Annotated in this window: 22 protein-coding genes and 2 pseudogenes; 8 read left to right on the forward strand and 16 right to left on the reverse strand. The window is 68.9% G+C overall.

What is annotated here, in order from left to right; all coding sequences use genetic code 11:
- Window positions 1-447 precede the first annotated feature (447 nt).
- On the forward strand, window positions 448-1,125 hold the full coding sequence (locus ACFY3C_RS40745) for a hypothetical protein (RefSeq protein ID WP_390774437.1): 678 nt from the start codon (window positions 448-450) through the stop codon (window positions 1,123-1,125).
- A gap of 216 nt (window positions 1,126-1,341) precedes the next feature.
- Here the strand turns inward: ACFY3C_RS40745 and ACFY3C_RS40750 are convergent, their stop codons facing one another.
- From ACFY3C_RS40750 to ACFY3C_RS40770, 5 genes and pseudogenes are all read right to left on the reverse strand, one after another.
- Window positions 1,342-2,577, reverse strand: coding sequence for a hypothetical protein (locus ACFY3C_RS40750; protein ID WP_390774438.1), 1,236 nt, complete (start codon window positions 2,575-2,577; stop codon window positions 1,342-1,344).
- 418 nt (window positions 2,578-2,995) lie between these two features.
- On the reverse strand, window positions 2,996-3,322 hold the full coding sequence (locus tag ACFY3C_RS40755; RefSeq protein ID WP_390774439.1) for a helix-turn-helix domain-containing protein: 327 nt from the start codon (window positions 3,320-3,322) through the stop codon (window positions 2,996-2,998).
- Window positions 3,319-4,398: a tyrosine-type recombinase/integrase gene (locus ACFY3C_RS40760; RefSeq protein WP_390774440.1), complete on the reverse strand. Its 1,080-nt coding sequence runs from the start codon at window positions 4,396-4,398 to the stop codon at window positions 3,319-3,321. The genes ACFY3C_RS40755 and ACFY3C_RS40760 overlap by 4 nt, the downstream gene beginning before the upstream one ends.
- A gap of 200 nt (window positions 4,399-4,598) precedes the next feature.
- Window positions 4,599-4,937, reverse strand: a pseudogene (locus ACFY3C_RS40765) (anion permease); the annotation flags it as partial.
- Between the two features lie 285 nt (window positions 4,938-5,222).
- Window positions 5,223-6,429 (reverse strand): annotated as a pseudogene (locus ACFY3C_RS40770) (helix-turn-helix domain-containing protein); the annotation flags it as partial.
- A 138-nt stretch (window positions 6,430-6,567) separates the two neighbouring features.
- On the opposite strand from ACFY3C_RS40770, the gene ACFY3C_RS40775 reads away from it, so the two are divergent.
- Window positions 6,568-6,882 (forward strand): hypothetical protein, encoded by a 315-nt coding sequence (locus ACFY3C_RS40775; protein ID WP_390774441.1) that lies wholly within the window; start codon window positions 6,568-6,570, stop codon window positions 6,880-6,882.
- Window positions 6,883-6,933: 51 nt separating this feature from the next.
- Here the strand turns inward: ACFY3C_RS40775 and ACFY3C_RS40780 are convergent, their stop codons facing one another.
- Both ACFY3C_RS40780 and ACFY3C_RS40785 read right to left on the reverse strand, forming a co-directional pair.
- Complete coding sequence (locus ACFY3C_RS40780; RefSeq protein WP_390774442.1) at window positions 6,934-7,302, reverse strand: nuclear transport factor 2 family protein; 369 nt, start codon at window positions 7,300-7,302, stop codon at window positions 6,934-6,936.
- Window positions 7,303-7,425: 123 nt separating this feature from the next.
- On the reverse strand, window positions 7,426-8,316 hold the full coding sequence (locus ACFY3C_RS40785) for an amidohydrolase family protein (protein ID WP_390774443.1): 891 nt from the start codon (window positions 8,314-8,316) through the stop codon (window positions 7,426-7,428).
- Between the two features lie 119 nt (window positions 8,317-8,435).
- On the opposite strand from ACFY3C_RS40785, the gene ACFY3C_RS40790 reads away from it, so the two are divergent.
- Entirely contained in the window at window positions 8,436-8,615 is a 180-nt protein-coding gene (locus tag ACFY3C_RS40790) for an Lrp/AsnC ligand binding domain-containing protein (RefSeq protein ID WP_390774444.1), read from the forward strand.
- A gap of 171 nt (window positions 8,616-8,786) precedes the next feature.
- On the opposite strand, the gene ACFY3C_RS40795 is transcribed toward ACFY3C_RS40790, so the two are convergent.
- Window positions 8,787-9,524, reverse strand: coding sequence for an amidohydrolase family protein (locus ACFY3C_RS40795; protein ID WP_390774445.1), 738 nt, complete (start codon window positions 9,522-9,524; stop codon window positions 8,787-8,789).
- Window positions 9,455-10,030 (reverse strand): amidohydrolase family protein, encoded by a 576-nt coding sequence (locus ACFY3C_RS40800; RefSeq protein ID WP_390774446.1) that lies wholly within the window; start codon window positions 10,028-10,030, stop codon window positions 9,455-9,457. The genes ACFY3C_RS40795 and ACFY3C_RS40800 overlap by 70 nt, the downstream gene beginning before the upstream one ends.
- Before the next feature lie 124 nt (window positions 10,031-10,154).
- Here ACFY3C_RS40800 and ACFY3C_RS40805 point away from each other — a divergent pair, with 124 nt between their 5' ends.
- Window positions 10,155-10,550 carry a DUF3307 domain-containing protein gene (locus ACFY3C_RS40805; RefSeq protein WP_390774447.1) on the forward strand — a complete coding sequence of 132 codons (396 nt, stop codon included), beginning with the start codon at window positions 10,155-10,157 and terminating at the stop codon, window positions 10,548-10,550.
- A 149-nt stretch (window positions 10,551-10,699) separates the two neighbouring features.
- Here ACFY3C_RS40805 and ACFY3C_RS40810 read toward each other — a convergent pair whose 3' ends face one another.
- From ACFY3C_RS40810 to ACFY3C_RS40830, 5 genes are all read right to left on the reverse strand, one after another.
- On the reverse strand, window positions 10,700-11,425 hold the full coding sequence (locus ACFY3C_RS40810) for a dienelactone hydrolase family protein (protein ID WP_390774448.1): 726 nt from the start codon (window positions 11,423-11,425) through the stop codon (window positions 10,700-10,702).
- A 90-nt stretch (window positions 11,426-11,515) separates the two neighbouring features.
- Window positions 11,516-12,040 (reverse strand): hypothetical protein, encoded by a 525-nt coding sequence (locus ACFY3C_RS40815; protein ID WP_390774449.1) that lies wholly within the window; start codon window positions 12,038-12,040, stop codon window positions 11,516-11,518.
- Window positions 12,037-12,579 (reverse strand): hypothetical protein, encoded by a 543-nt coding sequence (locus tag ACFY3C_RS40820; RefSeq protein WP_390774450.1) that lies wholly within the window; start codon window positions 12,577-12,579, stop codon window positions 12,037-12,039. Before ACFY3C_RS40820 ends, ACFY3C_RS40815 begins: the two co-directional genes overlap by 4 nt.
- Window positions 12,576-14,489, reverse strand: a complete 1,914-nt coding sequence (locus tag ACFY3C_RS40825) for a hypothetical protein (RefSeq protein WP_390774451.1) — start codon at window positions 14,487-14,489, stop codon at window positions 12,576-12,578. Before ACFY3C_RS40825 ends, ACFY3C_RS40820 begins: the two co-directional genes overlap by 4 nt.
- Entirely contained in the window at window positions 14,486-14,743 is a 258-nt protein-coding gene (locus ACFY3C_RS40830) for a tyrosine-type recombinase/integrase (protein WP_390774452.1), read from the reverse strand. Before ACFY3C_RS40830 ends, ACFY3C_RS40825 begins: the two co-directional genes overlap by 4 nt.
- 805 nt (window positions 14,744-15,548) lie before the next feature.
- Here ACFY3C_RS40830 and ACFY3C_RS40835 point away from each other — a divergent pair.
- Window positions 15,549-15,911: an Lrp/AsnC ligand binding domain-containing protein gene (locus ACFY3C_RS40835; RefSeq protein ID WP_390774453.1), complete on the forward strand. Its 363-nt coding sequence runs from the start codon at window positions 15,549-15,551 to the stop codon at window positions 15,909-15,911.
- A gap of 247 nt (window positions 15,912-16,158) precedes the next feature.
- Here the strand turns inward: ACFY3C_RS40835 and ACFY3C_RS40840 are convergent, their stop codons facing one another.
- Window positions 16,159-16,692, reverse strand: a complete 534-nt coding sequence (locus tag ACFY3C_RS40840; protein WP_390774525.1) for an AAA family ATPase — start codon at window positions 16,690-16,692, stop codon at window positions 16,159-16,161.
- Window positions 16,693-16,918: 226 nt separating this feature from the next.
- Between ACFY3C_RS40840 and ACFY3C_RS40845 the strand changes: the two genes are divergently transcribed.
- The gene (locus tag ACFY3C_RS40845) at window positions 16,919-17,743 is read left to right on the forward strand and encodes a M55 family metallopeptidase (RefSeq protein ID WP_390774454.1); all 825 of its coding nucleotides are present in this window, start codon (window positions 16,919-16,921) and stop codon (window positions 17,741-17,743) included.
- An 89-nt stretch (window positions 17,744-17,832) separates the two neighbouring features.
- On the opposite strand, the gene ACFY3C_RS40850 is transcribed toward ACFY3C_RS40845, so the two are convergent.
- Window positions 17,833-19,446, reverse strand: a complete 1,614-nt coding sequence (locus ACFY3C_RS40850; RefSeq protein ID WP_390774455.1) for a phospholipase D-like domain-containing protein — start codon at window positions 19,444-19,446, stop codon at window positions 17,833-17,835.
- 280 nt (window positions 19,447-19,726) lie between these two features.
- Here ACFY3C_RS40850 and ACFY3C_RS40855 point away from each other — a divergent pair, with 280 nt between their 5' ends.
- Window positions 19,727-20,032, forward strand: a complete 306-nt coding sequence (locus ACFY3C_RS40855) for a hypothetical protein (RefSeq protein WP_390774456.1) — start codon at window positions 19,727-19,729, stop codon at window positions 20,030-20,032.
- Between the two features lie 61 nt (window positions 20,033-20,093).
- Window positions 20,094-20,735: a TetR/AcrR family transcriptional regulator gene (locus tag ACFY3C_RS40860; RefSeq protein WP_390774457.1), complete on the forward strand. Its 642-nt coding sequence runs from the start codon at window positions 20,094-20,096 to the stop codon at window positions 20,733-20,735.
- The last annotated feature ends 39 nt before the right edge of the window (window positions 20,736-20,774 follow it).

Consider the following 20,774-nt stretch of genomic DNA (forward strand, 5'->3'; position numbering starts at 1 on the left):
CCACGGTGACGTCCCCACACCGGACCGAACGCTCAACTCCCGCCCTGGACACGGCAACCAGGAGCGATCCACCTCATTGTGTTAGCCGTTGTTAGCGTTGTTTTTTCGGCGAGAACTACCGGGACCCCGAGACCCCCGCGAGTTCGCGAAAACTGAAGGTGCTTCGTGGGGAGCCCGCGGGTCCGATGCCCTGATATTAGGGATGGACCCGTGGGTTCGCGGTGAAGTCACGGACGCAGGAACGCCCCGCCCACGCGCCACGAGGGTCACATATGGACGGGTGCCGCTCAGCGCTCGCGCGGCCGAACGGGGGCTTGGGTTGCGGCGTTGCGCCACCACGGGCGCGGGTGCCGTCGCGGGACGCGTGAAGCCCCCGGCCTGTTAATTCCATCGGCCATATGGAGCAACGCAGTGGGCCGACTGCGATCTCAGGACAGAGATAGGAACATGAACGACACAGGCAAGAGGGTGAGTGGGTCTCGCAGAAAGCGATTCGAGGCCGTGCACAAGTGGGCTGCTACAGCCACCGCTGTCCTCGCCTTGGCGATTTCGCTCTACAATTTCACCCAACTTCAACGGAAGCCTAGAATCGATGTCGCGCTTCCTCACCTTGTGCGGATCGAACAAGGTAAATTCGTCATCTTATACATTCAGCCGACGTTGTCCACCAGATTCAAGACCGAGAAGGTTGAGGTGATCAGTGACGTTCGCTTGAAACTCCATCCCACCGGCTCGATCACTTCCTCGAAACGGCCAGATTTCTATTGGCGCGAGAACAGCGCGTGGGGCTACGAGCCAAGTTCCGGCGGGCTGACTTATCGATGGGCCGGCGATCCCGCCCCATTCGTCGTCAGCCAGGACAAACCTCAACAGCCGACAATCGCGTTCGAGGCCGATGGCTGGAACTTTCAACCCGGGCGGTATGAGGGATCACTTCAGTTGCATCGGTCAGGCCGCAATCCACTAGTCAAGAAATTCTGTCTTGTGATTTCGAAGGAAGTTATCGACAAATTCCGTACGGATCAGCGCTCATACCAGTTTTTCCGTAACGACGTCCCCAGATCAATCTTCCCCAACAAGGCGCCGGGCTGCTACGAGTTCTTTCCCTTTTCCTCCTTCTCGTAGTACCTGTCCTCGCCTGGGTGACGGGTCCGTCTGACGAGGCTGTTTGCCAGCTTGCTATGGACTGCAAGGCAGATGCCAGAAAGACCCAACCGCCGAGCAGGAAACACGCAGGGCTATCCCCGCTGTCATATGCAGCTGCGCAAGATATGCAAGAGGGTGCGATGTCTCACCCCTACTTTCGGAAACGATGTCGAAACGCCTGCATCTCGTCATCCGTCACCCTCTTTCGTCATCACGGCACGTTGCTCCCCCGACCACACGAACGCCCCTCACCGGGGCGGTCTCCAGGGGCTGTTCCAGGAGGGCGCGGGCGGAGTTCGCGTAGCGGATCGCGGTCTTCTCGTCCAGGCCGAAGACCTCGGCGAGGTGGAGCGGGTCGGGGCCGTGGACGAGAGCCTCTTCGAGATGGCGGTCGACGCGGAGCCGTTCCAGGGTGGCGTCCTGGCCGTGGAGTTCGTGTTTGATCCACCAGCCGCTGACCGGGCCGGTCTCCAGTGCGGTCATCTGGTTGATGAGCAGGTGGGGGTTGGCGGTGTTCGGCCAGCGTCGCCGCCGGTGCTCCAGCCAGCTCAGCAGCATCTGGTGGGTGAGGTCGTCCATGGGGCGGGTGTGGCCAGCGATGGTGAGCCGGCGGTTGCCGAGGTCCACGTCGTCCAAGTGGAGGGCGCGGATAGCTCCGGCCCGGGCGGCGTGGGCGGCCGCGAGTGCGAGGGCGAGGCGGGCCGCTGGGCTGTGGACCGCTTCGACGGAGCGGTCCACCTGCTGGGGCAGCAGGGGCTGCAGGACGGCGTACTCGTATTGCCCGACCTTGATCCGGCTGGTGGGGTTGCGGAAGACGATGCCGTTCTTCTTCGCCCAGCCGAACAGCGACCGCAGGGCGACGAGCGTCTGGCGTCGTTCGTGCCCGTGGAGGGTCTTGACGTGGGTGAGGACGTCGTCGCGGGTGACTTCGCGCAGGTGGTCGTAGCGTGTGGACCAGTCCAGCAGGGCGGGGCGTACGGCGTTGAGGTAGGCCCAGACGGTGGCCTGGTCGCGGGGGCGGGTGCGGGGTCCGCCGTCGCGCAGGGTGCGGTTCCAGCGCTCGGTCTCCCGGCGGATCCCGGCAGCGAAGCCGTCGAGCCTTTTCTCCAGCCAGTCCTCGTAGGACGGCCGACGGTCATCGGCCAGGACGCCCATCGCCTCCAGGACCTCGGCGGTTCGCTCGATGCTGCTGTCCAGGGCCCGCAGCGGCGTGATGATCTCCGAGTAGCGGATGGCCTCGCCCTCGGTGTGCAGGGACAGCAGTACGACCAGGGCCCTGTCGACGTCGAGACGGACGCGGCGGCTCCAGCCGCGGGCTTCGGCCAGGCCGTGCGCGAGATAGCGAGCCCAGGCCAGCCAGGGGCTTTCTGGATTCGCATGGACATCGTGAGCGAAGCGCCGGTAGTCGCGGGGGACGCCGTCGAACAGCATCGGCTGGCACCAGCGGCTATCCGGCCGGACAGCAGTAGGAGGAGGTGGTTTGCGCGGCCGTCCCCGCCGACCCGAACCGCGGGGACGCGGTGTGGTGGAGGCGCCACGGTGGTGGTGCATGCCGACGAGGAACAGCTGAAGGTCACCGACTTGACGCAGCCAGGGCGTCATCACATACCCGGCCGAGGTCGGCTTGCCGGTCGCCAGACGGATGTTTCGCCGGGCCTGGCACCAGCACAGGCGGCAGTAGCCGGACTTCAGCGGCTGCTGGCGGCGGCAGGCCCCGCACTCGCCGTCGGCGTGCTCGCGCGTGAACTGCCAGCACGCCGGACAGAGCCTGCCGGTGATTACGCCCCAGGCAAGGCAGCCGGCACAGCTGGTCGCGGGCTTGCGATAGCCCTTGCGTGGACTCACCGCGTCACAGCGGCGGCAGGGACCGGCCGTCCCGCCGACGCGGGACCACCGCCGGGACGGGACCGGACGCTGTGGCGGCCTGCTGGCCGGTCTCCTCGCCGGGACGGCGGACCTTGTCCGGCTCGGGGATCAGCAGGTCGCCGATCTCGCAGCCGAGCACCACACAGATGACGTCCAAGTCCTCCAGCTTGAGGGAGACCGGCTGGCCGGACCACAACCCGGACATCTTCCCCGCCGAGATCACCAACCCGTGCTCGGCCAGGCTTCTTTGGAGCTCGGACGCCTTCCAGATACCCTCGTTCGCGGCCGTCAGCCGCAGGTTCCACCTCATCGGATCAGCCCTTCCAGCCGCTTCGCGGCCCTCTCGGTCCCGGCGACCCAGGCGTCCTCGACCCGGGTCTGCTGGACGTGGACGTATCGCATCGTCGTGGCAATCCAGGAATGTCCCAAAACCTCCTGAATTGCGAGCAAGTCCAGCCCGTTCTCATAGAGTTGGGACGCGCAGAAATGCCGCAGGACATGCGGCGTCAGCCGCTCGCCCCATCCCGGCAGATGCGCCTTGGCCGCGGCCTTGAGCCCGCCGCGCAGGGCGTCGTCGCCCACCCAGCGCGAGGAGCCATCGGCGTTCTTGCGCTCGGAGGGGAACAGTGGGGCGCCGGGGCGGGTGTGGTCGTCGTCGAACTGGCCCCAGACGTCCTGGATGAACCACCGCAGCGTGCGGTCGGCGCCGTTGATCAGCGGCACCATCCGCTCGCGCGGGCCCGACCCGCGGGCGCCCTTGCCATGGCAGACATGGAGCTTGCCGAAGCGTCCCAGGTTCCACTTGATGTCGGCCAGGTCCAACTTGCATGCCTCGCTGACCCGCAGACCGACCTGCGACATCAACTTCGCCGCGGTGTAGTTCCGGGCGGTCGGGGCGAACTTGCGGCAGGTCGCCAGCTCACCGCCCCAACCGGTGAACAGGATCCCGACCTCCGGATCGGTCGGAGGAATCCGCAGCTGGGCGTCCTTGGCCCCGCGCGGCCGGTTCATCTCGTCGATCGGGCACTCGACCACCCGGCCGGTCATCCGGTGGAGTTCAACCTTGTGCCGAAGCTCCAGGAACAGGAAGTACGTCGTCAGCGCCTGCGACCGGGCCAGCCGGGTGCCGCTCGGCGAGTTCCGCAACACCTTCCCGAAGTACGCGTCCGCGTCGGCCGGCTCCATGTCCCACAACGGGCGGCCGAACCACGTGCGGATCTGCTCCAGGTGCCCGACGTCCCCGCGGATCGTGTCGTCCGCCAGGCCCGCCGAGGCCCGCGCGAGGACGAACCCGGACAGCACGTCGGTCTCGAGCCGCTCCAGCTCCTCCGCCGACGCGGGCGTCCAGCGCTCACGCAGATCCCGCACGACCGCCAGCGCCGCCAACCCGAGCCTCCTCACCTTCGGCCCGACTGCGGATCGGTCGGACGAAGTGAGAACGCTTCAAGAATCCCGAAGTTACGTCACAGAGCCGCAGAGCACACGAAGGAGAAAGAACCCCCTGGCCACGACGCTGGGGACTCAGCAGGGCTCAGGGGAACTCACGGGATGTCGCACAGAGAGAACAGCACGACCGTGAGCAGCGTGATACCGAGGCTCACAGCGTGCGACGAACTCGACGGCACCCCGGCGAACCAGGTCATCGGGTTCCACAGGAGTGCGCCGACGAGACCCGCGAAGATCATGACCAGGGACACCTTCGAGTCGTCCACGAGGCCGCCGGAGATGGTCTTCGCGACGGCCGTGGACAGGAATGCACCCGCAAGGTTGAGCACACCCGCGACCGCGACCGCGACGCGTGGTCTCAGGGCACCGGTGGCCACCGACGTCGCCATCGAATTGGCGGTGTCGTGGAACCCATTGGTGAAGTCGAAGGCCAGAGCTGTCAGAACGACGACGATAAGAAGGAACGAGACGGTACCCACTGCGAAACCTCACGAGGGATGGCCGAACCTCGCGCCTGCCGTGCGTGCCCGCCCGGACGCGCTTGCCTTCCACGCTAAGCGGCGTTTCCGGAGCCCGCGACCTCGGAGCCCGCGACCGCGGGGACCGTCGGTATTCGGTCCGGATCACCGCGCGCACAAGGTCCAGTCACCCTGCGGCGGCCAGGCGGCGCCGAAGCTCCTCCTGCGAGACGTCTTCCACATGAGTCAGGAATACCCACATGTGACCGGAAGGGTCCTTGAGGATGACGGTGCGGTCGCCGTGGCGTCGTCCTCGGCGATCGCCCGCTCCCGGGCGTCCTTCACTGCGACGCGGAACTTCTCCAGCAGGATCTCCGTCGCCCCGGAGGTCCAGGACTCGTGGATCTCCGGCGGGTCGCACAGCCCGTACTTCGGGCCCGAGAGACGGAGCAGCAGGCGCAGGGTCGGCTCGGTCACCCACAGCGGGCCCGGCTCGTCCCGGCTGCCGATCGGGTTGGGCAAGTAGGCGTCGTGCTCCCAGGTGGGCGGGGTGATCAGGTGGACGCCGGCGCGTCGGCGGTCGTGATGGTTGCCGGTGGAGTGCTCCAGCTGGCCGAGCGGCAGGTGCGTCTTGAGCGCGGACAGATAGGCGCCGTTGACGTCGAGGGCGGTCACCTCGTGCTTGCCGGGCGGCAGTTCGGCCCGTGACCACTTGGGCCGGGCCTCCCAGATCTGGTCGGCGCCCCGGGAGGTCTGCTTGCGCAGGATGTCGGGCAGCCACGGGTGGGCGACGACGTCGTACCGGCCGCCCTTGCGGGTCTCGTCCAGCAGCACCATCGCGTCCGGGATGGCCCGCTTCGCCAGCGCCGCGGTTGCCGCTTCGACGTCGCCGGAGTGCTGGGCAAGGGCTGCCGCGACGGCCGAGCCGATCAGGTCCGGGGTGTCGGCGGTCTTCAGACGACGACCGACGGGCACGACTTTGACTCCCCGCGCCGCCTGGCCCGCGCTGCCGGAGGACGCCGGCCGACGGGGTTCGCTCTGCGGAGCGGGGCTCTCCGGCTGCGCGGGCTCGACCGTCTCCATGTGCCCGGCCGTGCCGCAGTCGGCGGGGTCCAGGTGCTGCGGAAATCCCGCGACCGGGTGGGAGGCGGGATGCCCGCACAGCACACACAGGGCTGAGGCGTGTACAGGGCCTCGACGTCGTCGGGATCGGCCGCCTGCTCAGCCTCCGCCGGGGCGGCGTCCGCTGGATCCTCGGCGGGAGCCTCCTCGGCCGTAGCGGCAGCCAGCTTGGTCCGCGCTCCGTCGAGGAAGTACGCGTACTTCTCCCGCACTTCACCACTCGGATCCCGCCCGGCCTCCCAGCCTCCGACCGTGGACGGACCGACGTTCAAGGCCTGCGCAACCTGGGCACGCGAAAGGCTCAGTCCTTCGCGCAGGGCGCGCCGCTCCTCGGCGGGGGCAGCGGGACCTCTTTCTTCGCCCCGGCGAGCAGGGCATAACCCTCCGGCACGGCTCGGAAAACCGACGGCCGCCAGGGGCTCGACCAGTCTGGGACGCCTGGCACGAGGGCCGTCCACGTGACCGCAACGCGTGGGCGCGGTTCCCGGCCGACGGCCGGCACGAGTGGCTGCGGTTCACCGAGCCGCACATGGGACCGGAGGCAGCCGGTACGGTGTGCCGGCTGGACGGGCGGTACGTGACCGACGTCCCCGGGTTGAAGTGCGCCCTGGGCGAGGCTGTCGCCGGTCCGGGGTACCACTTCAACCAGTGCTGGGCGGTGCTGCGAGGGTGCCCATGCGGCGGCAACCTTCTCCCGGCACCCTTCACCCTGGTGTGGCACGACGCGGACGTCGCCCGTGAGGCGCTGGCCTCCATCAGCGTGGACTCCGCCGGGGAACTCACCTACTACGAAAGCGTCGTCCGATTCCTCCAAGGGCTCGGCATCACAGTCGTGCCGCGCTGACTTGGTGATCACTCGGCCGGCCGCGGCCCGCTGTTGGTCGCCCTGCTCCTCTCATGCCTCAGGAATCCGGTCGAGGAAGCCGAGGACGGAGGTGATCCGGCCGTCCTCGGCCAGGGTGACCACGTCCGAGCCGGCGACCGGCGCAGAGCCGTCGGCGGTGGACACCAGCTCCCAGCCGAAGCGGGCGATGTGATGGTTGCCGTCCACGTCACCGGCCAGCCTGAACTCAAAGCCGGGGAACTGCTCCTGCGCGGCCCGGACGACCGCGGCGATCTGCTCGTGGCCGCGCACGTCGGCCAGCGGGTCGGTGTAGGTGCCGTCCTCGGACCACGCCACGGCGACCGCCTTGGCGAGCGCGTCGGTGTCCGTGGCGTTCCACGCCTCGAAGTAACGGGTGACAGCGGCAACGTAGATCGACATGACAGGACTCCCGTTCCGGTGAAGTGGCATGCCACTCAAGTCAGTTGGTCCGGGTTTCGGGCCGGAGTGCGCCGGCCCGAAACCCGATGACCCCACCATGCCGCGCCCTGCCCGGCCGCGCGATTACCACCCAGGTAATGGCGCCCCGACACGGAGTCGGGGCTTCCCGCATGAAGGGCCCCGGTCCTTTGTGGTGTCAGTTGTGACCACCAAGTCGGCAACTGATGCAGTGGGGCCCAGCACTGCTACTCCGATCCCGGCCGCGGACGCCACGTACCGTCGAGCGGTATGCCGGCGGCCGCCGCGATCCGATTGCGTGATTCCACCAGTCGGGTCCTCAGCGCCGGGAGATCCACGTCCTACCAGCACGCCGTCGCGCTTGAGGATGCGGCCGGCGACGAGAACCGTGTCGACAAGGCCGGGATGGCCGGCGGAGACGATCGTGGCAGCCGGGTCGCTGACCGGGAACACGGTCAGGTCGTCGGCGCGCAGCAGGATCACATCGGCGTCCTTGCCGGGCGTGATGCTGCCCGTCCGGGCGCCGAGCCCGCACGCCTGGGCGCCGTCGACGGTGGCGAACTCCAGCAGGTCCCGGGAGCGCAGGCCGCCGTCCAGGCATCGCTGCACCGCGTAGGCGGTGCGCATGGTGGAGAACATGTCGCCACCGGCCGCCGGAACGTCGTCGACGGACAGAGTCGGACGCAGGCCGGCGGCCAGCACGCGGCCGGTCAACGGCCGGCCGAACCCCCTCTTCAGCCCGACGTCCGGGCTGATCGACACCGAACTGCCGGCTTCGGCGAGCATCCGCAGCTCGTCGTCGTCGATCCCGTTGCCGTGCACGAACGTCGTGGTGTCCCGCAGCAGGCCGTGCTCACGGAGGTCGGCGACAGAGCGGGCGGTCCCGTCGGATCCGGTGTGCACGCTGGTCCGCAGCCCCAGCTCGGCCGCCAGCTTCAGCTCCTCGGCAACGGTGTCCGTGGAGGTGTCTTCATGGCCGCGCAGCCCCAGCGCCATGGTGACCAGTCCGCTGCCGGAAAGGTCGGAGCGGACGCGGCGGATCTCGGCGTCGATCGGGTCGGCGGTGCCCCATCCCGCGCCGTAGCAGAAGATCGACCGCCCCGGCGCGTCCCGCGGTGCCGCGACGGCGGCATCCGCGTGCGCGGGGCTCTGCGGGCAGTGGAACCAGTCGAGTCGAGGTCGCCGATCTGCCCGCCTACGAGGACTTCCACGCCAACCAGTTGGCCAGCCTTCCCGGCGTGGCCACGGTGACCAGCTACGTCACCATGAAGACACTCTCCCCCGACACGACATGACGGCCCCGCCCCTACACCGGTCGCGCTACCGGCCGCCCGAGAGTACTGACGGGCCGCTGCGCCTTCGAGCACACCGGACCGGATCTCATCGAGGCAGCCGCCGATGATCCGTCCGGTATCGCCCTGAGCCACCATGGCGTCGAGAACGAAGACTCAACGCCGCCGTCCCCCTTACCGCATGCCGGCTGGTGTGACCAGGAGGCCGCCGACGACGGTGTGGGTGGGGTTGAGGTCGCGCAGGGCGTCGCCGTGGCAGAGGGCGGGGTCCTGGTCCCAGATGGTGCGGTCGGCGAGGCGGCCGGGGGTGAGGGTGCCGCGCAGGTTCTCCTCGCCGCACAGTCGGGCGGCCTGGGTGGTGTGCAGGGTGAGGGCTTCGTCGTAGGTGATGGCATGTTCCGGGCCCTTGACGCCGATCACGGTCTGCCGGGTGGTCAGGCCCCAGACGGAACGCATGACGCCGAACTGGCCGACGGGGAAGTCGGATCCGGCGCTGACCTGGGCGCCCAGGTCGAGCCAACCCCGGGCGGGAAAGAGCCGGGCGACGCGTTCCGGGCCCCAGAAGCCCTCCTCCACCTCGGCGGTGTCGTGCAGCAGCGGCTGCTGGATGGTGACGGGAACACCCAGGTCCCAGGTCAGCGTTCCGGAGAAGGCGTGGTCACAGGCGTACGGCTCCTCGGTGGCCCCGGCCTCCAGACCGCCGTCGAGCCCGAACTTCACTCCCCACACCTGCAGCCACGGGTCGGAGCCGTCGCGCCAGTCCTCCATGGTGTCGAGCAGGTCCTCCACCTGTACCTTGCTGGTCAGCCCGAGTGCCGAAATCAGGGCCCGCACCCGGGTGTTCAGTGCCCTCGCCTCGCGAGCGGCCGGCAGTACGGCGTAGTCGTCGGGGGTGACCGCGCAGTCGCGCACGGCGCCGATGCCGGTGGCGGCGTACTGACCGCTGGCCAGGCGCAGTCCGTCGATGCGCCGGCCCGGTCCGGGGCTGGGAGCAGGCGCTCCACCAGGGGCAGGGCGTTGTCGATCAGGCGTCCGTTGAGGTGGCCGTCGGCGTCGCGGCCGATGACACCGCCCAGTGGTACGGGGGTGTCCTCCGTGATGCCCGCCAGGCGCAGCGCGTAGGTGTTGACGACGTCGTTGTGGCCGCCGCGCTTGACCAGGACCGGATGCCGGTCGGTGGCCCGGTCCAGCTCGGCCGCGGTGGGCAGGCGGCGCTCGGCCAGGTTGAGTTCCTGCCAGTTGGTGGTGGTGCGGATCCACTCGCCCTCGGGAGTGGTCGTGGCCCGCTGCCGGATCAGGTCCAGGAACTCGGGGATGGTGCGGGCCTGGTGGACGGGAACGTCGTGCGCGCCGAGCGCGGCGAAGATCAGGTGGGTGTGGGTGTCGTCGAAGGCGGGCAGCACCGTGGCGCCCGGCATGTCACTTCTCTCGGGGTTGGTCGAGTTCGAGCTCGGGAAGCACGATGACCGTGCAGCTCAGGGGCGTGTGTCCGCGGTCGTTGGGTGAGCGACAGGTGTCGCGGACCGAGGCGGTGGCCGCTTGATGTTGTTCTTCGAGAGCCTGCTCGCGCATCTGGCCGGCGACTACCTCATCCAGTCGGACTGGATGGCGACGGAGAAGGTGAAGCGGTGGTGGCCCGCGATCGTGCATGGCACCACGTATGGGCTGCCGTTCCTGCTGATCACGCAGTCCCCGCTCGCACTTGTGGTGATCGTGGCGACGCACGCTGTCCTGGACCGCTATCGGGCCGCGAAGTACCTGGTCTGGGCGCGGAACCTGCTGGCGCCTGCCTCGCGTCGGGTCACTTGGGCCGACGTGCAGAAGAACCAGGGCTCGCCCGTGGCCGTGTCGTCCGGCCTGGCGAACGCCCTGGTCATCGTTGCTGACAACACTGTGCACCTGGCGATTAACGCCGCCGCCCTGGTGTGTTGGGGGTGATGGCGATGACTTGGTCAGGGGGCAGGACCGGAATGCGCCAGAAACCCGCAGTGGTGACCGGTAAGTACCGGCGGTAGGTGGCCGAGCTTGGTGAGTGGTGACGGTCGACCGGCTTGGTCTGCGGTCCGGAATCGCGGTTGCCGACCAGATCACTCCGTTATGGGCAGGCACTCGGCGAGCAGGTCGACGACGTCCCGCCAAGCTCGCTGCGCGTGCTGCGGGTGGTAGCCGACGCCGGGGAGCACAGTGTGGCCGACCGGTGGGTGATGGAAGGCGTGCAAGGCGCCGCCGTAGACCACGAGGCGCCAGTCGACGCCCGCGGCCTGCATCTCGGCGGTGAACGCGTCCCGTTGCGCGGGCGGCATGATCGGGTCTTCAGACCCGACCCCGGCCCACACCGGGCAGCGAATGCGCGCCGTCTCGCCCGGTCGGCCCGTGGTCAGTGCGTTGACTGTCCCGATCGCGCGCAGGTTCACGCCGTCGCGCCCGAGTTCAAGCGCGATTGCGCCCCCAGTGCCGTAGCCGACGGCGGCGATCCGGTCCGGGTCGGTCCGCGGCTCGGCGCGGAGCGCGTCGAGCGCCGCGTGGCCGATGCCTCGCATCCGGTCGGGGTCGGCGAGCAGCGGCATGCAACGGGCCAGCATCTCCTCAGGGTCGCCCAAATAGCGCCCGCCGTGGAGGTCGAAGGCCAGCGCCACGTATCCCAGGTCGGCGAGCGCATCGGCCCGGCGGCGCTCGACGTCGCTGAGCCCCACCCCCTCGGGCCCGACCAGGACCGCGGGCCGGCGGTCGACACCGGCCGGGAGCGCGAGGTGCCCGATCATCGTCAGGCCGTCGGCCGCATATTCGACCGTGCGCGTTGTAACCGTCGTCATGAGCCTGGACTGTAGTGATCGCCGAGCCCGGTCGGGCCGATGTTCTGCCGCTGGCAGAAGGCATATCTGGCGTATTCCGGAACCACCCCGTCAGCGGTTCAGCTGAGCCATCAAGTCCCGGTTCGCGGCGCGTGCGGCGGCGAGGTCCTCGTCGCGCTCGGCGAGTTCGGAGCGGAGGTCGAGGATCCGCTGCTCCAGCTCGCCGATCCGGCGGGTGAGTGTTTCGACGTCGGCGGGGGCACCGAGCCCGGAGGCTTCCCAGACGGCCTGTCCGAGCGCTTCGGACAGGCATCGTTCGAGCCGGGTGATGTGCGCGGAGAGACGGCCGTTACGGGCCGTGAGGTTCGCGACGTCGGCCAGTAGCGACTGGCGGCTGACCTGGGACCCGGCGGCAGCGCCGGGCGGCGGTTCGGCTGCGCGGGCCAGGACGGCCGCGTGCAGGTCGCCGTGGCGGTGAATCAGGCTGCGGTGGACGCCGGCCGCGCGGGCGACCGCCGAGACGGTGACCTCCTCACCGTTGGCGGCGAGCTGGTCGAGGGCCTTGAAGACTCGGGCCCGACGGCGTTCGGAGTCCGCGGCCCGTGCCTTGGCCAGGTGGTCCGGTGACGCGGTCATGCGTCGCGGTCCAGCCGCAGGTTCGGCTCGGGTGCCCGGACGCCGGGCATTCCGAGGGAGACGGTTCGGGTCTTCCGCAGGGTGCGGGTGGCCTCTTTGATCTGTTCGCGCTCGTCGTCCGTGAGCCTTTCGAGGTCGGTCTCGACGCGGCGGATCAGGGTCCGGATGCGCTTGATCTCCTCCTCGGACGGGGTCGATTCGATGCGGGCCCAGTCGTCCAGTTCGGTCGCCGCGGCGAGGCGTTCGCGGTCTCGCAGCAGCGTGTCGAGGCAGGCCCTCAGCTCCGCCAAGTACGACGGGTCGGTGCGGAAGTGATCGCAGCCAACGCAGCGGAACCGGAACGGGCAGCCATGGCCGCCGGCCTTGACGTTGCTCGGCTCGACGCAGATGCCGTAGGGCACGGAGACCTGACCGATCCGCAGGCGGGCGTGCTCGTGCTCCAGGAGCTGGCGGGCCTGGGTCCAGATCCGGTTGCCGTGCCGGTCGAACTGGTGCGAGACGAGCTTGTCGACCGCGGACCGGGTCCGCTTCTCGGTCACCCGATAGTAGGTTTGTGTAGTTTGCAATGATCTGTGACCCATGAGTTCACGGAGCACGTCGGGCAGGGTTCCGGCGTCCGCGTGCCGTTGCGCGTAGGAGTGCCGGTAGGAGTAGGGAACGACTTCCAGCTTGGGGAACTCGGTGTCGTCGGCGAGAGCAGGGGCGGCATGGTGTTGACCCAGCGGCGGTGGACGTTGCCGATGTGCTGCATGCGGAACGGCTGGGTGCCTTCGGAGTTCTGCCGGGGCCGGGGGAAGAGGACCAGCTTGGACAGGTCGGTGTCCGGGAAGCGGGCGCGGATGGACTGTTTCTGCCTGACGATGATCTCAGCGGTGGAGTCCGGGATCGGCAGGCGGCAGCCGGTGCGGTTGTTCTTGAAGTCGGTGTAGATGAGCACGGACTTGCCGAGTTCATCCGTCTCCAGGCAGTCCCAGGCCAGGCAGCCGATCTCGTCGGGACGCCGTCCGGTGTCGACGAGGATCTCGATCGCGTTGCGTATGTCCTCGCTGCCGTCGCGGATCTGGTCCAGGGTGGGCAGCCGCTCGCAGAGCTGGGTGAGGATCTCCCTGGGCAGGGCCCGGCCCGGTCCCTCTTCGGTGATGACCGGCGGCATGTCGTGCCTGCGCAGCGCGAAGTCGTCGGGCAGGTCGGCGAGGATCTCGCCGGGGCGGATCAGGCCCATGTCGCGGATCTCGCGCACCAACCGGCCGGTGAACCGGGAGACCGTCGTGCGGCGGAAGGAGCTGATCTCGCCGGTGTGTTCCAGGTGGGCGACGTACTGGGTGAACGCCTCGATGTCGCTGCGGCCGAGCGCGGACATGTTCTCCCCGCGGTCCTCTCGGGAGCGGACCAGGCTCAGCGAGAGGAAGCGGAGGCAGAGGATCATCTCGGAGAGACTGTTGGGGATGTTCTTGCCATAGCGGCGGGGAATCTCGTCCAGCACCCACGTCTTGCAGGCCCGCCGCATCCACTCCTGATGCAGCGGAGTGAAGTGCAGCCTCCGCCACTGGCCCAGCCCGAAGGCGGCCATGTTCCAGACGTCCTTGATCTGCTCCAGTTCCGGAGTGGAGACAGCCGCCGCGATCACGCGGCGCATGGCGTTGGCCATGCCGCTCAGGTGCGTGTTGCGGCGGACCTGGACGTCGTCGAACTGCTCGACGCGCTGCTCGCGCAGATGCTGGACGATGCCCCGCAGCAGGATGGGCGGGCTCTTGATCTCGGCGTCCGTGCGGGCCTGGACCGCGTAGAGGACCTCGGCGGTCACCAGGGTCGGCAGCCCTCGAAGGCTCACAGCGGTGGTTTCGGAAGTACCGGGCTCGGTACGGCACCACTGCTCGAAATCGGCGCCGCGTCCCTGTGCCTCCTTCCACCTCACCCAGTGCGGCGGGCAACACAGGTTCGAGCCGTTCGCCCGATGCCGGTGGCAGGCATCCACCGAGCACAAACCGGACCCCGGCAACGGCCGATCGAGCCGATGGGCGAAGAACTCCTCCAGCGGCGGGCGCCCCAGCTTCACGAACAGCTCGCGGTGCCGCATGCACATCTGCGTCCTCGACGACGGCCAAGGGCGCTGGCACTGCGGGACGCCGCAGCCGCCTGAGGTGTTGCTGATCTGCTTCGGCTCGGTGGCCAGGAACTCCTCCGGCGTCTTGCCGCTCCGCTTCCAGGAGCCACGGCAGGCCGAGCACAAACCCAGTTCCGTCCTGCGGGCGGCGGCCCAACAGCCCGCGCGGGCACAGATGTTCATGCCGAGGAAGGGGTGATCCGGTGACGGCCGCAGGACCTGGGACGCCTCGTCCCAGTTCAGCACCTCCAGCGTCTCCGGGCGGATCAGCTCACGCAGCCGATCGGCGCGGGCGGGCAGCAGATCCGATGCCGGGGCGGGCACCAGTTGCAGGGGCGAGGTCATCCGTTCCTCCTCGGAGTGAGCGCGCCCACCCGATCGACGGCAGCCCGCAGTCGCTGCGGGTCGGGATGCAGGTAGACCTGCGAACTGGATGGGCCGGCATGGCCGAGCAGGTCGGCGATCTCGTCCAGGACGGCGCCGGCGTCGGCGGCGTTGCTGGCGAATCCGTGCCGCAGAGCGTGGGGATGGACGCCTTCGGACAGTCCCGCCCGTCGCGATAGCCGGTCGAACAGATCGTTCAGGGCCGCGGGTGGCATGGGTGCCCCCGAGCGGCTGCCGGAACAGGTTCACCAGGACGAAGTCGCTGTCGCGTGCCTCGCGGCAGGCGTCCCGTTCGACGGCGTACCGGTCGTAAGCCTGGACCAGCAGGAAGTCGACGGGGATCGCGCGCGAGCGCCGCGACTTCGCCCAGGCGCCGTTGTCGTTGTCGCGGCGTACCACGTGCAGGTGGGAGCCGGGAATCCGGCAGCCCAGCCGCTGGCGTCCAGGATGAAGTGGATGTCTTCACGGCGCAGGCGGCCCACGGCCTCGCTGCGGCGCAGGCCGGGCCCTGGCCAAGAGGAGCACGATGAACCGGTCCCGGGCGTTGCGGCAGGCCCGTAGCAGGGCCAGAACCTCTTCGTCCGTGGCGCGGCCGACCGGCCCGTCCGGCTCAGCGGCCCGGTGCCTGGCCTTGGCGAAGTAGCGCAGGCCGCTGCCCTCGCCGCGGGCCTCGGGCGGCAGGTCGCGGTCGTCGGCGATCTCGTAGAGCTGGGAAGCTTCCCAGGCGGCTCGCGGCCGTCGTCCAGTCGCGGCCGGTGCACCGGCACCAGGTCAGGTAGAGCGCGACCGCCCCGGCGTACGTCCGCGTCGTCGACTCCGCCTGATCGCGACCGAACCGTACGTGCCGCAAGAACTCGTCCGCCGCCCGTACGGGCTCCAGGCGCTCCTCGTCCAGCACGGTCCAGTACCGCTGGCCCGACGGCATGACCACACGAAAGGGCCGGAGACTTCCGGGGAACTCATGAATCACGCGCTTTCAACGACAGCTACGACGTGTACGACACGGCGATGTGAAGCGTCGTGCACGGCACCGCCCTCACCGCCCGCCGGCGCCTCGACGCACTCGTACGCGGCCAGGTCGTCCGCCTGGCCACCGAACTCGACCTCTCACTGCTCGGCGCTCACGCCGAAGCCCTGCTGTGGATCGCCGTACGACCCGGCGCACTGCAGGAGACCGCGCAGACCCTCAGCGCCCACCCTCACGTCCGGTTCTGCGCCGCCACCACCGGCCCCGCCAACCTGGTCGTCGCACTCGCCGCCGCCGACCTCGACGCCCTGTACACCTTCCTCACGGACTCGGTCGGCCCCCTGGACGGGGTCACCGCCATCGACACCACACCGCTGCCGACGACCGTCAAACGTACGGGCCTGATCCGCCACTGAGGAGGGCGGAGGCATCGCCGTGGCGGATCAAGCGACTCCTACGGGGGCTTCGGGCTCGGCGCGCCCCTACGCCGAGGCGCCTCTGTTCGCCGGCGACTGCTTCTGGACGGCCAGCCTCCCAGAGTTCGACAGGCCCGGCATGGTCCGCGACGCCCTGCTGCCGGCTCCTCCGGACGGATCTACTACGAGCGCGCCCACGCCCCCCTACTGACGACAGACGACAACTGACGTGCGGGGCCCCGGTGTGTCAGCGGTCCAAGGCCGGGAGGCAGGCCAGGCCGGTGTCGAGCATGATGCGGTCGACCGTCGCCGCGAGCGTGCTGTCTGCGCCGATGACGGTCTCGATGCCGCCAGGCAGCAGATCGTGTTCCCGGTACCAGCCGCGCATCTCCGCCTCGCCGTACTCACCCGGCAGCTGCTTGGTGGCGTGCCGGGCGAGGGTTTCCTCGAATGGCACGTCCAGGTAGTAACCGTGGGTCGGGCCACGGTGGTCGGCGCGCAGCCGGGCGAGCATGTCGCCGTAGCGGTCGGCGTACAGGATGCCCTCGACCACGACGTGGAACCCGGCGTCAAGGGCGTAGCGCGCGGTCAGATCGATCAGGCCGATGTTCGCGGCGCCCGGCCGGTCCCGTTCGCGTAGGACGATGCGGCGCAGGTTGTCCTGGCCGACCAAGGCCAGGCCGCGGCCGAACTTCTCGCGGAGGCCGGCCGCGACGGACGACTTTCCCGAGGCGCTGTTACCGCGCAGCACGACCAGCCGGGTTTCTTCGGTGCCCACCATCACGGCGGGCACTGTACCGGTCCACGGGTGTGGTGCGGGGGCGTCCTGGCCGCCATGTGCGGGGCGCGCAGCAGCATGCTCGGGAACCTGGAGAAGCAGGGCCAACGCCACGGCGCTCGGCGCGGTCCACGGCCGCGTGGGTGCCAACTACCGGTCTTGCCCGGCCACGGGCGATGATCCGATCGTGAACGCCCAGGATGTGGCGGCTGTTGAGGGGAGCGTACGGATGAGGGTCTTCATCTCGTCGGACATGGAGGGCACCGCAGGGGTCGTCGACTGGGACCAGTGCCGGCCGTCGGGCTCCGAGTACGGCTACTACCGGGACCTCCTGGAGCAGGAGGTCAACGCTGCGATCGAAGGCGCGGCGGCGGCCGGCGCACGGGCCTTCCTGGTCAACGACTCGCACTCGGCGATGTCCAACCTGCGCCCGGACCGGCTGGCGCACCGGGCACGATATCTGTCAGGCCGGCACAAGCCGCTGTACATGATGCAGGGGCTCGACGAGTCGTTCGACGCGGTCTTCTTCGTCTCGTACCACGGCTCCATGTCCGGTGCCCCGGCGACGCTGTCGCACACCTACAACCCGCGTGCGATCGCCGAGGTCCGGCTGAACGGTGTGCCGACCGGGGAGGCCGGGATCAATGCCCTGGTCGCGCTCGGACACCGGGTACCGGTCGTGCTGGTCACGGGCGACGACGTCACCGCCGCGCAGATCGAGCCGTTCTGCCCCGGTGTCCAGGCGGCGGTGGTGAAGAACTCGGTCTCCCGCTTCGCCGCCGACAGCCTGCACCCGGAAGAGGCTCGTGAGGTGATCACGGAGGCCGCCGGTGGCGCGGTGCGGCGGCTGGCCGACGCCCAACTGCCCGCGATCGCCCTGCCGGCCACCCTGACCGTCCGCTTCCGCAACGCAGACCTGGCCGAGATGGTGACCTGGATCAACGGTGTGGTCCGTGCGGACGAACTCACCGTCCAACTACGCGACGACGACCCCGTCCGCCTGTACCGCACCTTCGTCACCATGGTCCTGCTCACCCGAGGCATCGCCGAGTAGCTCGCGGCTTGGTGATCAGGCCAGTTGAAATCGCCTTGAGCGGGTGGGTGTCCGGGCTGGCCGCGGACTTCCTTGCGGACAGCGGGACTTCAGATCTGGCAGATCCCCCGCTCGTAGTCGACCGTGGCGGACTCCTTGGAGTAGGACCACTGCGGGCTCAGCAGCTGGGTGTCGAGCTGCTGGGCGGCGTGGGGGCTCTCGACGATGTACCCGAAGTCCTGCAACCACGCCGGGTAGAGGTTCTTCGAGCCGATGTAGAACGCGGAACCGTCGACCGAGACCAGCTTGTGGTGCTGAGCGTAGGGGTGTCCGTCGGCCCACTTCGCGTTCGGGGAGCTGCGGAAGGACGCGAGCTGCAGGTTGGAGCAGAGCGCTGCCGTGGCGCTGTGTTCGTCGCCGGTGACCTGGGTGAGCCGGCTGCGCAGTACGTCGCTGATCTCGGAGAGGGACTTGATCTGCGAGTAGCCTCCACTGCCGACCGCGCCGCGGTTGGCAGGGTCGCTGACGACGATGCGCACCTTGACGCCGGCGGCGAGCTTCGCGGCGAGGGCGTCGTAGACGCGGGTGTCGTAGCGGGGCAGCGGCGGGCAGGTCGCGTTGAGGTCCTGCTGCGAGATCTCGATGTGGCTGGTCGCACTGGAGATCAGTGAACGCAGCGCGCTCTCCTCGGGGTTGACCGTGTCGTAGTCGCGGTCGGCGTTGGTGTTGTCGTGCAGCCCGACCACGCACCGGGTGCCGGACGTGGACGGCAGGGTCGGATGCCAGGTGGAGGTGGGATCGGTGTCCTGGATGCCCACGCCGAGCCCGCCGACGGCGATCACCGGTACGTCGCCGGTGGCCGGGACGGCCCGCGGGTTCGTGTCCCGCTCCATGGTCGCCATGCAGTCCCCTCCGCCGGAGGCGGCGTACCAGACGCTGGCGATGTTGCTCTGGTTGCGGCAGGTCCAGCTCCACAGCTGGTCCAGGTACCGGCCGGCCGTGCCGGCGGCGGGGCCGGTCAGGGCGAGGTCGACGTCGGTGACCGGGTGGGCGGTGTCGAGGTAGTCGCCCTTCCAGTCGTTGATGCCGCCGGTGATCGCGGACTCCCCGTCGACGACCAGGAGTTTGGAGTGGTTCCACGAGAAGGCGGTCTTCGACGTGGTCATCGAGGCGACGTTGAGCGTGACGGCGTCGGCCGCCGGGCCGAGCTTGCTGCGTAGGTCGTCCCGGTACTTCGAGGGCAGCACGTTCATGTGGTACAGGGGCGCGGCGCCGACGAGGACGCGGACCTTGAGCTTGTGACCGGAGGCCACGGAGGACTTCAGGCCGGCGACGATGGCGTCCTGGAAGGCGCCGTCCGGGAAGGGCGCGAGAGTTGAGATGTCGACGGTCCGCGTCGCCCGGGAGATGTTCTCGGTCATCTTCGCCAACAGCCGCTTGGTGCCTACGCGGTCCTTGCAGTCTGCGTCGCCCCAGCACCCGGGCGTCTGGAGCAGCCAGCCGGCGGGGTCACCGTCCGCGGCGTCGAGCTGGTTGCCGCTCGTCCGCTCCCACACGTCCCCTTCGAGGCCGGGCGAGATCTCGCGCAAGGTGCGTTCCACGGCGTCGAGATGTGGGGTTGTCGTATCGGCGGCGGTGGCGGGGGTGGCGGGCAGCGCGGCCAGGGAGAGGGCGGATATCAGCGTGAGGCATGCCAGACGGTTTAAGCGGGAGGAAATGATCACCCGCAGAAGTTACCAGGCAGTACATCCCTCGTATGACTGCGGTTCAGGGAGCACCAGGAAGGCGTCGCCTCGACGTTGACATTACATACGGTCGACCGCATGCTTTAGTGGTGACTTCGACATCCTTCACCGAGGAGACCGACCCGTACTGCCTGGCCACAGTCGATGCTGCGGCACTGCTGTTCGATGCCCCCTGGCAGCGCTACGCCGTGATCGGGGACAGCCTCTCCGCAGGGACGGGGGACAAGAGCGTCGGCTTTTCGGGAAGATCGAGCAGGGCATGCGCAAGATGTACGACCTGGCGACTGAGACAGGTGTACAGCTCACCACGTTCACCCTGGGGCGCTCCTACGTCGTGCCGGTCTTCCCCGACTGGACGGAGCGCGTACTCACCCTGAACGACCTCACCCGCGCCCTTGCCGCCCAGTACGACGCCGTCGTCGTCGACATGTGGGATCACCCCGTCAACTCCCGGGAGAACCTGCTGAGTACGGATCGCATCCACTTCTCCACATCGGGCCAGGCCGTCATGGCGAGCGAGATGGTCAGGGCGCCGGCCGCCACCCTTGCCCGCCGCACGCCCTGAACGCCGGTGCGCGAATGCCGGGTACTCTCGCACACCCCCCACAAGATGTACGATCGACCGTATGGATACTGGGGCGGGAAGCTTCGTCGCGCGGACTGACGCGGTGTCGATCACTGACAAGCGCCTGCTCAAAGGTGCGCGAGCGCGTGAGACCGCACTGCGGCGCGCCGTCGACATCGCCTCCCTCGACGGGCTGGACGACGTGAGCTTCGGCCGTCTCGCGACCGACACAGGCATGAGCAAGGCGGGTATCCAGACCCTCTTCAGGTCCAAGGAAGTGCTCCAGCTCGCGACCATCGATTATGCGCGCGAAATGTTCATCGACGCGGTCGTCCGCCCGGCGAGGAAAGCGGCCCCCGGAGTCGACCGGCTGCGCTCTTTGATAGAGCACTGGTTCGACTACGCCAAAACCCCACTGTTCGAAGGCGGCTGCTTCCGCGTCGCGAACATCGCCCGTTTCGACAGCAAGCCGGGAACGATCCGCGACGCCCTGGTCCACAACCAGCAGGAATGGCTCGACACCATCGCGAAGGAATTGCGAAACGCCGTCGAATCCCACGAGATCGCTGAACTCGACGTCGACCTCGCGGTCTTTCAGATCGATTCCGTGCTCTGCGCGGCCAACACGGCTCTGCGCCTCGGAGACGATGACGTCATCGCCAAGGTTCGTCGCACAGTGGAAAATCTCCTGAAATCGGCCTGAGCACTCCTCGCACCGGGCCGTGCGGCGCGACGGGTGCCC

The organism is Streptomyces sp. NPDC001410 (assembly GCF_042895235.1).
Lineage (GTDB): Bacteria > Actinomycetota > Actinomycetes > Streptomycetales > Streptomycetaceae > Streptomyces.